We start from the raw sequence: 14,844 nt of genomic DNA on the forward strand, positions 1-14,844 counted from the left end.
CTGGGCTTGATCCGGGTGCGGATAGCATGGGCCCGGAACATTCGGCCTCATGGGTGAGGAGACCTCAGGTGAATACCGCGATCGTCCACATCGACTGCGCCACCGATTCGATTCCCGAGGTCGCGGAGGCGCTGGCGGCGCTGGACGGGGTCAGCGAGGTCTACTCGGTCGCCGGCAACGTCGACCTGATCGCCATCGTGCGGGTGCCGCGCTTCGACGACATCGCCGAGGTCATCGCCGGCCGCATCTCCAAGACGCCCGGCGTGATCAACACGGAGTCGCACATCGCCTTCCGCGCCTACTCCAAGCACGACCTGGAGGACGCGTTCGCGATCGGCCTGCCCGACGCGGACTGAGCCCGCCCCAGGCAGCGGGCGGACTGAGCCGGCTCAGGCAGCGGGCACGGTCAGGCCGCCTGGGGCCCGGATCACGTCGCTGAGCGACTCGCCGGGCTCGACGGTGGCCCCGGGCCACACCACGCAGCGGGTCACGCTGCCGGCCACCCGGGCGCCGGCGCCGATCACCGACTCCATGGCGGCGCCGGTCACCTCGGCGGCCGGGTCGACCAGGCCGGCGCCGGCGGCGTGCAGGTTCGCCTCCAGGTAGAGCGCCGGGGTGCCGGTGTCCAGGTAGAAGCCCTCGTAACCGATCAGTTCGAGGGCCTGCTCGGCCTCGGCGGGGCGCCACACCGTGCGGACCAGATCGGTGTTCCGGTCGGCGAGGCCGGCGACGAAACGCCACGGGATCAGCGAGAAGCCGGCGAAGCGGTGCCCGCTGAAACCACCGGTCTCGCCGGGACGGCAGGGCTTGGTCAGCATCCGGACCGTGTCACCGGACCAGCCGGACAGCAGCGCCGCGATGTCCTTGCCCGGCTCGCGGAACGGATCGGCCAGGTAGGCGTCGGCGTTGCCGACCAGCACGCCCCGGCCGTCGATCCACGATTTCAGCCGGGCGACGCCGCCGGAGGTGCCGAGCGGGCCGTCCAGCTCCACCGAGAGGTGCGCGCGTCCGGTGGCGTGGGCGACCACCTGGTCGGCCAGGTACGCCGCGTTCACGCCGACCTGACCGGGCCCGCTCAGGCCGAGGCCGGCCAGCCGGCGGAGGGCGTGGTCGAGCAGCGGCAGGTTGCCCACCGGGCAGAGCGCCTTGGGCACCGACGCGGTGAGCGGGCGCAGGCGCTGGCCCTCACCGGCGGCCAGCACGACACCGCAGATCTCCGGGGCGGCCCCGGGACGGGCGGCGGTCACGGGGTGGAGGTGGGGCGGGCCGGGGCGGCGTCGGCGACCGGGACCGACGGCGGCAGCTCGCCGGCCCGCGGCCCGAGGCCGTAGACACCGAGCAGGCGGGCGGTCGGCCAGGTGAGCCGGGGCAGGTCGTCCAGCGGCCACCAGCGGGCTTCCAGGACCTCGCCGCCGTCCACCACCAGCGGTGTGCTGGACGCCGGCACCCAGCCGAACCAGACCAGGTCCACGTTCGCCGCGGTGGGGTGCAGAATCGCGTTCGGATTGCCGGGGCGCAGGTCACCCGGCTCGATCCGGACGCCGGACTCCTCGAAGAGCTCGCGGGCGGCGCCGACGGCCGGCATCTCGCCGCGCTTGAGCAGCCCGGCCGGCAGACCCCAGCCGCGGCTCGACGGCTGGCGCAGCAGCAGCACCCGGCCCGGCTCGGCGGCCTCCGAGTCGCGGATCACGGTGACCGCGCCGACCAGGAATTTCGGCGAGACAGCCCGGGCCACCTGGCGGCGGACCGGCAGTGGCAGGCCGTAGAACACTTGGTAGGCCAGGCCGCGCAACTGCCGAGAGATGTTCACGCGGGCAAGGTTAGCCGGAATGGCTGAGAGCCCGGAGCCGGGCTCAATCCGGGTGGTCGACCATCGCGATGAGCTGCTCCACCACCGCGTCCGGCTCGACCGTGCGCTCGCAGACCGCGACCAGCAGGGTCTCCAGGTCGGGGTAGCCCAGGTCCTCGGCGAGCCGGCGCAGCGGCACCTCGCTGGCCAGGCCGCGATCGTGTTTGCGGAGGGTGAGGCCGATGGTGGCCCGGCCGAGACGCACCTTGTCGGCGATGCTGATGCCGGGCTCGTTCCGCTCGTCGAAGTAGCGGTTGATCTGCATCTGCGCCTGGCTCGACTTGACGAACCCGAGCCACTCCTTGCGGGGGCCGCGCGGCGCGTTCGGTTCGACCTCGACGTGCCCGTCGTTCTCCGAGAAGATCTCGACGACGTCACCGTCGCGAAGGGGGGAGCTGAGGGGGGCGAGACGTCCGTTGATCGTGGCGGCGAGGCACTGGTCGCCCTTCTGCGGGCCCAACTCGTACGCCAGGTCGACCGGGGTGGAGCCGCTGGGTAACTCGTAGGCGTTGCCGTGGGCGAAGACGGTGATCTGCGCCTCGGCGAGGTCACATCGGAGCGAATCGAGGAACTCGGCCGCGTCGGTGGTGTCCTGTTGCCAGTCGAGCACTCGTTTCAGCCAGGTCAGCTGGTCGGCGCCGGGAGGCTCGTCGGACACCTTGGGATATCGGTAGCTGGTGGCGACGCCGTACTCCGAGTAGCGGTGCATGGTCTCGGTGCGGATCAGGACCTCGACGAGGCGTCCCTCCGGGCCGACCACGGTGGTGTGCAGCGAGCGGTACAGATTGTTCTTCGGTGAGGCGATGAAGTCCTTGAAGCGGCCGGCGACCGGGCGCCAGCGGCCGTGGATCGCGCCGAGCGCGGCGTAGCAGTCGGTGTCCGGCCCGTCCACCACCACCGCGATCCGGGGCAGGTCGAGCGGGACCGTATGGCCGCCGGCGACGGTGTCCTTCCAGATCGAGTAGTAGTGCCGGGGACGCGGGGTCACCTCGGCGTCGACCCGGGAACGGCGCAGCGCGGCGCGGGCCTTGGCCGAGACGTCGGCGACATACTCGGTCCAGCCGGGACGGTTCCGCACGTGCTCGTCGATCCGGGCGTAGGCGTCCGGCTCCAGGTGGAAGAGCACCACGTCGTCCAGGTCCCGCTTGAGCGCCTGGATGCCGAGCCGGTCGCAGAGCGGGACCAGCACGTCCAGCGTCGCGTTCGCGATCCGGGCCCGGGAGGCGGGGGAGCGGGCGTCCAGCGTGCGCATGTTGTGCAGGCGGTCGGCCAGCTTGATCACCAGCACCCGGACGTCCTTGCCGGCCGCGACGATCATCTTGCGGATCGTCTCGCCCTCGGCGGCCTTGCCGTAGAACGCCTTGTCGAACTTGGTCACACCGTCGACCAGGTGGGTCACCTCGGGGCCGAAGTCGCCCTCCAGGGCCTCCAGCGTGTAGCTGGTGTCCTCCACCGTGTCGTGCAGCAGCGCGGCGACCAGCGTGGTGGTGTCCATGCCGAGCTCGGCGCAGATCTGCGCGACGGCGAGCGGATGCGTGATGTACGGATCGCCGGACTTGCGGAACTGGCCGCGGTGCATGCTCTCGGCGATCGAGTAGCTGCGGCGCAGCAGGGCCACGTCGGCCGACGGATGGATGGCGCGGTGCGTGCGGGCCAGAGTCGAGACCGGATCGTCGTCATTGCCCTGAAAGCTCAGCAGCGACCGCAGTCGCCGGGTGAAATTCAGCGGGCTGGACGAACCGGCCTGGGACGTGGCGGCCGGCAGGGCACGACCGAGAGCGGCGCCGTGGCCGGCGTCGACGTCCACCCGGACACCCCCTCACCGATCGCCCATGCCTGCTTTGAAGCATGGCACGAGAAGCTGAGGTGGCCATGACCCCGATGACCCGGAATCACCACAAGCTCCCCGCGTGCCTTACAGCCTAAGCGAGCGAGCGTCATCCGAACGGTCAGTTACCGATAGGCGAACGGTCGAGTCTTGGGCCGAAGCGGCCACCTCGGCCCTGGTGAGGAGGGCGGCGAATCGCGCCGCGCCACGAGCCGGTGACACCCAGTCGCCAGAGGTTTCCACCAAGCGGGTGTCCACCCGCTCCAGCCACGCGAGCACCCGCTCGGTCTCCTCGGCCGACGCGGCCGGCACCGGGCCCGGTCCGGGAAGGACCGTCTCGGCGGTCAGCCGGGCCGCGTCCAGGGTGGGTCGTGGGTGCTCACGCGGTGGTGAGGTGGCAGCGGCGGCCAGCCGGCCGTGCCTGATCACCGCGATCTCCCAGCCGCCCTTGTCGTTGCGCCGGGCGGCGACGATCTCCGGCAGCCGGGTCAGGGCGTCCAGCCGCTGCATCCGGATCAGCGCGCGCAGCAGGGCGATCAGGCGGGACCGGAGGGTGGCCGCCTCCTCGTAGCGCTGCCGGTCGCTGAGCGTCTCGATCCGGGCCAGGATCGCCTCGATCACCGGACCGGGGTCCCCCGAAGTGGCGACCCGGAACGGGAGGGCGGCGCGCACGTCGTACTCCTCCGGGGTGATCTCGTGCTCGCACGGGGCCGGGCAGCGGCCCAGCTCGGCCAGCGCGCAGGCCGGCGTCTTGGTGCGCAGCGACAGCTTGTGGTTGCACTGGCGCAGCGGCACCGCGTCGTAGACCCCGGCGGCGGCCAGCTCGGCGGTGCGCCGCGAGGAGAACGGGCCCAGGTAGGTCGCCCCGTCGTCGGCGAACTTGCGGACCACCGACAGCCGGGGGAAGGCCTCGGCGGTCAGTTTCAGCCAGACCACCCGCTCCGGGTATTTCGACCGGCGGTTGTACGGCGGGGCGTGCGAGGCGATCAGCCGCAGCTCGCGCACCTCGGCCTCGAGCGCGTGGGCGCACTCCACCGCCTCCACCCGGACCGCGGCGGTCAGCATCTCGGAGATCCGGGCGCGTTTCTCCCCGGCGGTGAAGTAGCTGCGCACCCGGGTGGCGACGTCCTTGGAGGTGCCCACGTAGAGCGGGCGGTCGTCGGCGGCCCGGAAGATGTAGACCCCCGGCACGTGCGGCAGGTTGTCGGCCAGGTGCCGGCGGCTGCGCTGGGCCGGGGTGATCGCCTTGGCGAACTCGATCGCGTCGCCCAGGGTGTGCACCTGGTAGCTGCCCAGCCGCTCGATCAGGCCGTGCAGCACGTCGACGGTGGCCTTGGCGTCGTCCAGCGCGCGGTGGTTGGGCTCGACGGCGGACCGGAAGAAGTGGGCCAGGGTGCCGAGCTTCCGGTTCGGCACCTCGTCGCGGGTCAGCGCGCGGCGGGCCAGCGCCGCGGTGTCCAGCACCCGGGGCGCCGGCCACGGGTAGCCGTGCCGGGCGCACGCCGCCTTGAGGAAGCCGACGTCGTAGGGCGCGTTGTGGGCGACCAGCACGGCGCCGCGGAGGAACTCCAGCAGGGCGGGCAGCACGGTCTCGATCGGCGGGGCCGGGCGCAGCATCGCCTCGGTGATGCCGGTCAGCACGGTGATGAACGGCGGCAGCGGCACCCCCGGGTTGACCAGCGTGCCGAACTCGCCCAGCTGCTGGCCGCCGCGCACCTTGACCGCACCGATCTCGGTGATCCCGCCGCCGTCCGGAGCGCCGCCGGTGGTCTCCAGGTCGAGCACCACGAACGTGGTGTCGGCCAGCGAGACCGCGGCCGGGTCCACCGAGCCGTCGGCGGACAGCAGCGTGTCCAGAGTGCCCTGCACATAAGCCGGTTGTGCCACGGCGGGCAACCTTAGAGCGGGGGTATGACATAAACCGAGCCCACCCCGGAAAAGATCACTTGCCTCAGCAAGCGTTTTCGCGGGCCACGGTGTGAGAATGGGGAGATGTCCGCGCCGCTGGAACCCGACGACCGCCCCGTAGAGGAGGCGGCGTCCCCGGGTGCGGACGTCATTCCCGCGTTGCTGCCGGAGGGCTCCTCGTCCGCGGTGCCGGAGGCGCCCGAGCCGATCCTGCCGGAGCCGGTCCGCCAGCGGATCATGACGCTGACCGCCGCGGCCCTGCCCGGCCTGCCGGCCGACGAGATCCCGGTCGCGCTGCGCCGGGTGGCCCGCTTCGCGCCGAACCGGCGGGCCCGGCTCGGCGGCCGGGAGATCGCCGCCCAGCTCACCGCCGACCCGCTGTTCCGGCAGCGGATCGGCGCCCGGATCGTGACCGAGGCCGGTGACCTGGGCACCGCGGTGACCGGCGGGGTGGCCCCGGCCGCCGCCGACCCGGTCGAGGTCGCCGCCCTGGCCTACCTGGCCCGTCCGGACGGCTGGCGGGACCTGGTCGGCGCGGCCGGCGACGTGGTCCGGGCCGACGCGGACAGCGCCGCCCAGGCCGACCGGCTGCGCGCCGCCGAGCAGCGCGCCACCCGGGCCGAGCACGACCGGGCGGTGGCCCGGGTGGAGGCCGACAAGCTGCGCGACGAGCTGGCCCGGGTCCGCGAGGAGCTCGGCCAGTTGCGCGAGGAGGCCCGCAGCACGGCGAAGGCGCTGCGCGAGGCGCAGGCCGCGCAGAAACGCGCGGCTGATCTGCTGGCCACCGAGAAGGGCCGCGCCGCGCGCGCCGCTCTGGACCACGAGGCTGAGGTACGCAGGATGCGCTCCCGCCTGGCCGACGCCGAGGCCAGCGCGGCCACCGGCAAGCAGGCGGTCAAGGACGCCCGGGCGGTCGACGACGCCCGCCTCTGGCTGCTGCTCGAGACGATCGGCCAGGCGGCCTCCGGGCTGCGCCGGGAGCTGGCCCTGGACCCGAGCGACAAGCTCCCCGCCGACTTCGTGGCCGACGCCGCCGCCGACCGGCCGGGCGCCCCGGAGCGGTCCCGGGCCCGCGCCCAGGACACCGACGACCCGGGCCGGCTCGACCAGCTGCTCGCGCTGCCCCGCGCCCACCTGATCGTCGACGGGTACAACGTGACCAAGCGCGGCTTCGCCGACATGTCCCTGGAGCAGCAGCGCAAACGCCTGATCACCGGGCTGGGCGGGATCGCCGCGCAGACCCAGGACGAGGTCACCGTGGTCTTCGACGGGGCCGAGCGGGTGCACGGCCTGCCGCCGGCGCCGCGCGGCGTCCGGGTGCTCTTCTCCCGCAAGGGCACCACCGCCGACGAGCTGATCCGGCAGCTGGTCCGGGCCGAGCCGCCGGGCCGCCCGATCGTGGTGGTCTCCTCCGACCGGGAGGTGGCCGACGGGGTGCGCCGGCACGGGGCCTACCCGATGGGCGCCGACTCGCTGCTGCGCCGGCTGGCGAGATCCTGAGGTTTTGTCGTACCCCTCGCCTAGCGTGACCGTCACCTGAGGTGACCGGTCCGTCGCACGGCCCGGCCCTCCCGGTTGAGGAGGGGTAATGATCATCGATTGTGGTCGTTGCGTCGAGCGGACCGACGAGTGCACCGGATGCCTGGTCAGCGTGCTCGAGCAGACGCCCGGCGGGATCGCCGACCTGACTCCCGGCGAGCTGCGGGCGATCGAGACGTTCGAGCTGGCCGGTTTCGAGGTGGAGTTGCTGGAGACCCCGGAGCCACCCGCGGTCGTCCCGGTCCGCCGCCACGTGGCGTGATCATGACGACGAAGGGTCGAGGCCGGGAGTCACGCCGCGGCCCCGTGTGACTCCCCACCCCGACCCTTAGGATCTTTCGTCATGACTCCCCGGTGGTGGGCCCTCGTCGCGTTCGGGGTGCTGCTCGTGGCGCTGGTGCTGGTCGCGGCGCTGACCGTGCCGTGGCACCGCGCTCCCGCGCCGCGCGCCGACCAGGTGGCCGCACTCGGCCAGTTCCCGCCGGAGCAGGTGGCCCGGGCCCGGCAGTTCCGCGCCGAGCTGCGGCCCGGCAACTACCTCGGCATGGCCCTGGGCCTGCTGGTGGCGCTGTTGCTCGGGCTCACCCCGCTCGGCGCCCGGCTGGTCGAGCTGGCCGGCCGGCCGTTCGGCGACCACTGGCTGGCCCGCGCGGTGCTCGGCGGCCTGCTCGTGGTGCTGGCCGGCGAGCTGCTCACCGTGCCGCTCGCCGCCTGGCGGCACACCATCGTGGTGCGGTATGGCATCTCCACCCAGTCCTGGGCCGGCTGGGGCGCCGACCTGGCGAAATCGATGCTGGTCGGCGCGGTCCTGGGCGGCCTGGCGCTGGCCGGCTTCTTCACCGTCACGCACTTCGCGCCCCGCTGGTGGTGGGCGTTCGGCGCGGCCGGCGCGGCCGGGCTGGTGGTGCTGCTCAGCTTCGTCCTCCCGGTGGTGGTCGAGCCGATCTTCAACAGGTTCACCCCGATGCCGGACGGCCCGCTGCGCACCGAGCTGATCCAGCTCGCCGAGCGCGACGGCGTCCCGGTCAAGGACGTGCTGGTCGCCGACGCGTCCCGGCGCACCCGGGCGGTCAACGCCTACGTCTCCGGCCTCGGCCCGACCCGGCGGATCGTCGTCTACGACACCATGCTCACCGAGGCCACGCCGGACGAGGTGGTCTCGGTGACCGCGCACGAGCTGGGCCACGCCAAGGACGGCGACGTGCTCACCGGGACCATCCTCGGCGCGCTCGGCGCCGCCCTCGCCGTGATCGCGGTCTACCTGCTCGGCTCCTGGGCCGGGCTGCTCCGGCTGGCCGGGGTGGACTCGATCGGCGAGCCCCGGGCGATCGCCCTGCTGCTCGCCGTGGCCACGGTCGCCGGGCTGCTGACCGGGCCGGGCCAGGCGTTCGTCTCCCGGCACATCGAGGCCCGCGCCGACCAGCACGCCCTGGACCTGACCGGCGACCCGCAGACCTTCGAGGCCATGCAGCGCCGCCTCGGCACCGTCAACCTGTCCGATCCTGATCCGCCGACCTGGGAGTTCCTGATGTTCGCCTCGCACCCGTCCACCGTGCAGCGGATGGCCGCCGCCCGTGCGTACGCCCGGGGCGAGCGCTGATGGCCCGCACCCTGCTGGTCACCAACGACTTCCCGCCCCGGCCCGGCGGCATCCAGCAGTTCGTGCACAACCTCGCGGTGCGCCAGCCGGCCGGCTCGGTGGTGGTCTACTCGTCCACCTGGCGCGGCGCGGCCGCCTTCGACGCCGAGCAGCCGTTCGAGGTGGTCCGGGAGGACACCGGGATGCTGCTGCCCACCCCGCGGGTCGCCCGGCGGGCCGCCGAGCTGGCCCGGGCGCACGGCTGCGACAGCGTGCTGTTCGGCGCGGCCGCCCCGCTCGGCCTGCTCGCGCACGGCCTGCGCCGGGACGCCGGGATCACCCGCGCGGTCGGGATCACCCACGGCCACGAGATCGGCTGGGCGGCGCTGCCCGGCGCCCGCGGCCTGCTGCGCCGGATCGCCCGGGGCACCGACGTGATCACCTACCTGGGCGACTACCAGCGCACCCGGCTGGACCGGGCGCTGCACGGGCTGACCGAGCTGCGGCGGCTCGCGCCCGGCGTCGACGTGGACACCTTCCACCCCGGCGTGGACGGCTCCGCGGTCCGCGCCCGGCATGGGCTGACCGGCCGCCCGGTGGTGGTGTGCGTGTCCCGGCTGGTCCCGCGCAAGGGGCAGGACATGCTGATCCGCGCCCTGCCTCAGATCCGCCGCCGGGTGCCGGGCGCCGCGTTGCTGCTGGTCAGCGGCGGGCCGCACCGCAAGACGCTGGCCCGGCTGGCCCGCGAGCACGACGTCGAGGCGGACGTGATCTTCACCGGCTCGGTGCCGTGGGCGGAGCTGCCCGAGCACTACGCGGCCGGCGACGTCTACGCGATGCCGTGCCGCACCCGGGCCGCCGGCCTGGACGTCGAGGGCCTCGGCATCGTCTACCTGGAGGCGTCGGCGACCGGCCTCCCGGTGGTCGGCGGCGACTCCGGCGGCGCGCCGGACGCGGTCCGCGAGGGCGAGACGGGCTACGTGGTCGGCGGCCGCGACGTGCCCGCCATCGCCGCTCGCGTGGCCGAGCTGCTGTCCGATCCTGATCGCGCCGCGGCGATGGGCAAGGCGGGCCGGGCCTGGGTCGAGCGCGAGTGGCGCTGGGAGACCCAGGCCGCCCGGCTCCAGGAGCTGCTCGCCCCGGCCTGACGCACCGCGGACGAAACCCCTCGGAGTAGGGGATTGGCATGAGTGAGCGGGACTCTTCGTGGACAGTGGGCGGCCGGGCGGCGTAGGAACGGAACGGAGGGACCACCGACCGGAGGCCGCCGATGCCGGACGCCACCCCCGCCCGCCCCGCCGACAACCACCATCCCGCGTCCGATCTCGCCGGTGCTCCCGGCGGACCCGCCGCGCACGACAGCCCCGGCCCCACCGTGACCGCGGACGATGGCGCCACCATGCTGGAGAGCGGGGGCGACGGGGAGCTGGACCTGCCGTACTGGCTGACCAGCACGCAGGAGGCGGCGAACACCGGGTTCCTGCGGATGCTGCGCCGGCTGCCGCGGCTGCTCCGGGACGCCTGGCTGCTCGCCTGGCGGGCCGGGCCGGGGACCACGGCCGCCGTGCTGGTGCTGCAGGTCGCCGCCGGGGTGGCCGGGGCGCTGGGGCTGATCAGCACGGTCGGCGTCTTCGACGGGCTGCTGCAGGCCGGCCCGACTCCGGAACGGGTGCGCGCCGCCGTACCGTCGCTGGTGCTCTTGATCGTGGCTGTCGCCGTGCGTGGCCTGCTGGCCAGCGCGGCGACCGCGATGCACGGCCGGCTGTCGCCCGCGGTCTACGAGGCCGCCGAGAACCGGCTGCTCGACCTGACCACCCGGGTGGACCTGGCCACCTTCGACGACCCGGACTGGCGGGACGCCATGGAGCGGGCCCGGGACCGCGGGATCCCGGCCGCGCAGCAGGTGGTCGACTTCGGCATCGAGGTGCTCACCAACCTGGTCGGGCTGGTCGCCGCGGCCGGGGTGCTGGCCGTGCTGCACCCGATCCTGCTGCCGCTGCTGGTGCTGGCCGCGGTGCCGACCGGCTGGGCGGCGGTCCGGGCGGCCCGGCTCAACTACCGCAGCGAGCTGAAACTGATCGCGGTCTGGCGCCGCCAGCGGATGCTCGCCTATCTGCTCGCCGCCCGGGAACCGGCCGGTGAGCTGCGCGCCTTCACGGTGCGCCGGTTCCTGCTCGCCGAGGTCGCCCGGCTGCTGCGGATCTCCACGGTGGAGGAGATCCGGGTAGTGACCCGGTCGGTCCGCACCACCCTCTACGGGCAGGCGCTCAGTGGCCTGATCAGCGGACTCTCCTATCTGGTGCTGCTCTGGCTGCTGTGGACCGGCCGGATGGAACTGGCCGTCGGCGGCGCCGCGGCGTACGCGATCAACATCGGCATCGGCAAGCTCCGCGAGCTGGCCTTCTCGGTGAACCGGGTGTACGAGCAAGGGCTCTACTTCGCCGACTTCCAAGGGTTCTGCGCGATGTCGCTGGCACACGCCGAGCCGTCGCCGGAACTGCGCGCGCCGGCCGGGTTCAGCGAGATCCGGCTGGACCGGGTCACCTTCCGCTACCCGGACGCCGAGCGGGCCGCCGTCGACGGGATCGACATGACCCTGCGCCGCGGCGAGATCGTCGCGCTGGTCGGGGAGAACGGCTCGGGCAAATCCACCCTGGCCGCCGTACTGGCCGGGCTGTACCGCCCACAGCAGGGGACGATCACCTGGGACGGGGTGGACGTCTCCCGGTTTCATCCGGAGTCGCTGCGGGAGCGGGTCGCGGTGGTGATGCAGGAGCCGACCCGGTGGCCGCTGTCCGCCCGGGCCAACATCGCGATCGGCCGGCACGACCGGCCGGCGTCGCTGGCCCAGGTGCAGGAGTCGGCCCGGGCCGGGGACGCCCACCAGTTCGTGATGGAGCTGCCCCGCAAGTACGACACCCTGCTGTCCCGGCACTTCACCGACGGCGCCGACCTGTCCGGCGGGCAGTGGCAGCGGCTGGCGGTGAGCCGGGCGTTCCACCGGGACGCGCCGCTGCTGATCTGCGACGAGCCGACCGCGAACCTGGACGCCCGGGCCGAGCACGAGGTGTACCTGCGGTTGCGGGACCTGGCCGCGGGTCGGACGGTGGTGCTGATCACGCATCGGATGGCGAGCGTGCGGGAGGCCGACCGGATCTACGTGCTGGACCACGGGAAGGTGGTCGAGGAGGGCGACCACGAGGAGCTGATGGCGGCGGACGGGGTTTACGCGCAGTTGTTCACGCTGCAGGCCAGTGCCTATCAATCGGCCTGACCGCGCCTTCTCTCCCGGTGAGTGGTGTCGGTGGGCGGGCCTCTGGCGGATGTAGTGCCTCCAGGCGCGGCACTGTCTGGAGCGGCGCTGTCGGGGGCGGCGCTGTCGGGGGCGGCGCTGTCGGGGGGCGCTGCCTGGGGCGGCGCTGTCGGATGTGGCGCTTTCCGGCGCGGCGCTGCGCGGTCGGGTGTGGTGCTGTCGGACACGGTGGCGTCGGGTGTGATGCCCTGCAACTCGCCGCTGGAGCAGACTGGCGGGGTGGCGGATTCCGTGGTGGGCGAAGGGCTGGACCGGGCACTGCTGGAGCGGCTCGGGGTCGAGCCCGGGCGGGTCACGTTGCTGCAGTTCTCCACCGCGTTCTGCGCGCCGTGCCGGGCGGTGCGCCGGATCAGCGCCGAGGTGGCCGCACTGCTGCCGGAGGTGCGGCACGTCGAGGTCGACGCCGAGAGCCACCTCGACGAGGTGCGCGCCCTGGAGATCGGGCGCACCCCGACGCTGCTGATCCTCGACGCCGGTGGCCGGGTGACGCGCCGGGCCACCGGGGTGCCGACGAAACCGCAGCTGATCGCGGCTCTCGCTGGTCTGCTGGCCGCCTGATCCGGGTTTTCCACACTGGCGGGTTGTCCACAGGCTGCCGGGGTGATGGGGCCTGCGTGCGGTCACACTTGCCGGTGGTGGGGGCCCCCGGGAGGGTGGGCTCTGGCTGGGGGACGGTGCGGTGTCTCAGGCGGGCGTTGAGGTGGCCTCCGGCTTCAAGTCCGGCAGCGGGTCCGGGTTCAGGCCTGGCATCGGGTTCGGCTGCGGGTCTGACAGCGGGTTCGGCTTCGGGTGTGACAGCGGGTTCGGCTGTGGGTCCGGATTCGGGTTCGGCTGCGGGTCCGGGTCCAGGTTCGGAGCTGGCAGCGGGTCCGGGTCCAGGTTCGGAGCTGGCAGCGGGTTCGGGTCTGACAGCGGGTCCGGGTTCGGGTCTGGCTGGGGCTGGGCGGAGCGGGTGAGGTTGCGGGAGCCGGGGATCAGCAGCTGGGAGGCGGCGGAGGCGGCCAGGACCACGGCGCAGGCGATCATGACCTGGTCGAGGCCGAAGCGGGCGGTCAACGGGCCGGCCAAGGCGCTGCCGACGGGCATGGCCAGGAACGAGGTCAGGTAGTCCCAGGAGGAGACCCGGCCGAGCATGGCTCGGGGGACCCGGTCCTGGATGGCGGTCTCCCAGGCGACCGCGAAGAACATCAGGCCGCCGTAACCGATGATGGCGCCGGCCAGGATCGCGGTGAGCATGCCGGGCCAGACGTAGGACAGCGCCCAGAACGGCATCAGCAGCAGCGTCAGCCAGCCGGCCCGGAGCAGCCGGCGGGGCTGGAAGCGCAGGGCCAGCGCCGAGCCGAGCAGGCCGCCCAGCCCCTCGGCGGCCGAGATCCAGCCGACCGCGTGGGCGCCGCCGAGGCGCTCCACCGCGATCACCATGACCAGGACCAGGATCATGCCGTTGGCGATGTGGTAGACGGTGGCGCCGAGGAGTCCGCCGAGCAGCCAGTCGCGGCTGCGGATCGCCTGCCAGCCGGCGGCCAGCTCACGGAACATCGGGGCTCGGGGGCCGCGGTCCGCCCGTACCGAAAGCATGGCGGCGAAGACCCCGGACAACCCGAAGCTGACCGCATCGGCGGCGAAGCCCGCCGGAGCGCCGAAGGCGGCGACGGTCAGGCCGCCGAGCGCCGGCCCGGCCACGCCGCAACCGGTCTGCAGCATGGTCAGCGTGGCGTTGGCCCGCTGCAGCTGATCGGCCGGGACGAGCAGCGGCTTGAGCGCGCTCATCGCCGGGGTGAAGAACGCGCCGGCGCCGGACGAGACGACGGTCAGCGCGCAGAGCAGCGGCAGCTGGTAGCCGCCGCCGGCGAACATCACCGCGATGCCGGCCGTGGCCAGCAGCCGGACCAGGTCGGAGACGGCCATCACGTGCCGGGGCTGGAGCCGGTCCGCCCAGACGCCGCCGAACAGCGTGCCGGCCAGCATGGTCAGCACCGAGGCGGCCATCACCAGGCCGAGGTCGTGGGCGCCGCCGCCATGGGTGACCACGGCGACGGCGAGCGCCACGGTCTGGAAGCCGTTGCCGAGCCAGGACAGGGCCTGGCCGGTGGCGAGGAGCCGGAAGTCGCGAGTCATGCCCGCTAAACTAGTTCACCGTCTAACTATCAAGCAACTAATAATCAGATCCTGTGCAAAACTGGTGGGGTGGAAGACGGTGTGGATCAGCACGTGGCCCGGTGGGCGTCGTTCTGGAAGGACGAGCCGAAGTTCGCGCCGGAGGTGGAGGGCGCGCTGGTGCGGATGAAGCACATCCTGCGCTGGATCGAGCGGTCCGACGCGGCGGCGTTCGCGCGCAACGAGGAGGACTTCACGCTGCAGGACTTCAAGACCCTGCACGTGCTGATGATCCAGCCGTGGCCGACCGAGGCGACCCCGGCGCAGCTGGCCGAGGCGGCGAATGTGACCCGGGCCGCGATGACCAGCCGGCTGGACCGGCTGGAGGCGGCGGGCCTGGTGACCCGGACGATCGACGCCACCGACCGGCGGCGGGTGCTGATCCGGCCCACGCCGGAGGGGCGGGAGATGTGGAACCGGTACATCTTCGCCGGCATAGCCCGCGACCAGGCGGCCCTCGCGGCGCTGTCGGCGGAGGAGCTGACCCAGCTCAACGCCCTGCTGCGGAAAGTCCTGCTCGCCCTGGGGGAGTGAGGATCCTTCCCGGATGTCTCCGCGGGGGGACACCTCGCGGGCACGGAGACATCAGGAGTGGCCGCCGCGGCGTCCGGGCTGCTCGCGGCGTTGCGTCACGCGGCTTCCGGGGTGCCCGGACGGCGAGGCCTATCGGG

At 73.4% G+C, this 14,844-nt stretch carries 13 protein-coding genes; 8 read left to right on the plus strand and 5 right to left on the minus strand.

Annotation, left to right across the window (positions count from 1 at the left end; genetic code table 11):
* Positions 1–68 precede the first annotated feature (68 nt).
* On the plus strand, positions 69–356 hold the full coding sequence (locus BJY16_RS16010; RefSeq protein WP_185040226.1) for an Lrp/AsnC family transcriptional regulator: 288 nt from the start codon (positions 69–71) through the stop codon (positions 354–356).
* Positions 357–389: 33 nt separating this feature from the next.
* On the opposite strand, the gene BJY16_RS16015 is transcribed toward BJY16_RS16010, so the two are convergent.
* From BJY16_RS16015 to BJY16_RS16030, 4 genes are all read right to left on the minus strand, one after another.
* Positions 390–1,247: a nucleotidyltransferase family protein gene (locus BJY16_RS16015; protein WP_185040227.1), complete on the minus strand. Its 858-nt coding sequence runs from the start codon at positions 1,245–1,247 to the stop codon at positions 390–392.
* Complete coding sequence (locus tag BJY16_RS16020) at positions 1,244–1,810, minus strand: NUDIX hydrolase (RefSeq protein ID WP_185040228.1); 567 nt, start codon at positions 1,808–1,810, stop codon at positions 1,244–1,246. The genes BJY16_RS16015 and BJY16_RS16020 overlap by 4 nt, the downstream gene beginning before the upstream one ends.
* 43 nt (positions 1,811–1,853) lie before the next feature.
* Complete coding sequence (locus tag BJY16_RS16025) at positions 1,854–3,656, minus strand: RelA/SpoT family protein (RefSeq protein WP_185040229.1); 1,803 nt, start codon at positions 3,654–3,656, stop codon at positions 1,854–1,856.
* Positions 3,657–3,764: 108 nt separating this feature from the next.
* Complete coding sequence (locus BJY16_RS16030; protein ID WP_185040230.1) at positions 3,765–5,564, minus strand: DEDD exonuclease domain-containing protein; 1,800 nt, start codon at positions 5,562–5,564, stop codon at positions 3,765–3,767.
* Between the two features lie 105 nt (positions 5,565–5,669).
* Here BJY16_RS16030 and BJY16_RS16035 point away from each other — a divergent pair, with 105 nt between their 5' ends.
* The 6 genes from BJY16_RS16035 to BJY16_RS16060 all read left to right on the plus strand — a co-directional run bounded on the left by BJY16_RS16035 (position 5,670) and on the right by BJY16_RS16060 (position 12,574).
* The gene (locus tag BJY16_RS16035; RefSeq protein WP_185040231.1) at positions 5,670–7,085 is read left to right on the plus strand and encodes an NYN domain-containing protein; all 1,416 of its coding nucleotides are present in this window, start codon (positions 5,670–5,672) and stop codon (positions 7,083–7,085) included.
* An 88-nt stretch (positions 7,086–7,173) separates the two neighbouring features.
* Positions 7,174–7,386: a hypothetical protein gene (locus BJY16_RS16040; protein WP_185040232.1), complete on the plus strand. Its 213-nt coding sequence runs from the start codon at positions 7,174–7,176 to the stop codon at positions 7,384–7,386.
* An 81-nt stretch (positions 7,387–7,467) separates the two neighbouring features.
* Positions 7,468–8,724 carry a M48 family metallopeptidase gene (locus BJY16_RS16045; protein WP_185040233.1) on the plus strand — a complete coding sequence of 419 codons (1,257 nt, stop codon included), beginning with the start codon at positions 7,468–7,470 and terminating at the stop codon, positions 8,722–8,724.
* Positions 8,724–9,851, plus strand: a complete 1,128-nt coding sequence (locus BJY16_RS16050; RefSeq protein ID WP_185040234.1) for a glycosyltransferase family 4 protein — start codon at positions 8,724–8,726, stop codon at positions 9,849–9,851. Before BJY16_RS16045 ends, BJY16_RS16050 begins: the two co-directional genes overlap by 1 nt.
* 122 nt (positions 9,852–9,973) lie before the next feature.
* Positions 9,974–11,977: an ABC transporter ATP-binding protein gene (locus tag BJY16_RS16055; protein ID WP_185040235.1), complete on the plus strand. Its 2,004-nt coding sequence runs from the start codon at positions 9,974–9,976 to the stop codon at positions 11,975–11,977.
* 258 nt (positions 11,978–12,235) lie between these two features.
* Entirely contained in the window at positions 12,236–12,574 is a 339-nt protein-coding gene (locus BJY16_RS16060; protein WP_239176525.1) for a TlpA family protein disulfide reductase, read from the plus strand.
* 126 nt (positions 12,575–12,700) lie between these two features.
* On the opposite strand, the gene BJY16_RS16065 is transcribed toward BJY16_RS16060, so the two are convergent.
* Positions 12,701–14,134: an MFS transporter gene (locus BJY16_RS16065; RefSeq protein WP_239176527.1), complete on the minus strand. Its 1,434-nt coding sequence runs from the start codon at positions 14,132–14,134 to the stop codon at positions 12,701–12,703.
* Between the two features lie 69 nt (positions 14,135–14,203).
* Between BJY16_RS16065 and BJY16_RS16070 the strand changes: the two genes are divergently transcribed.
* On the plus strand, positions 14,204–14,707 hold the full coding sequence (locus BJY16_RS16070; RefSeq protein WP_239176529.1) for a MarR family winged helix-turn-helix transcriptional regulator: 504 nt from the start codon (positions 14,204–14,206) through the stop codon (positions 14,705–14,707).
* Positions 14,708–14,844 lie beyond the last annotated feature (137 nt).

The sequence above is a fragment of the Actinoplanes octamycinicus genome (genome assembly GCF_014205225.1).
GTDB classification, from domain to species: domain Bacteria; phylum Actinomycetota; class Actinomycetes; order Mycobacteriales; family Micromonosporaceae; genus Actinoplanes; species Actinoplanes octamycinicus.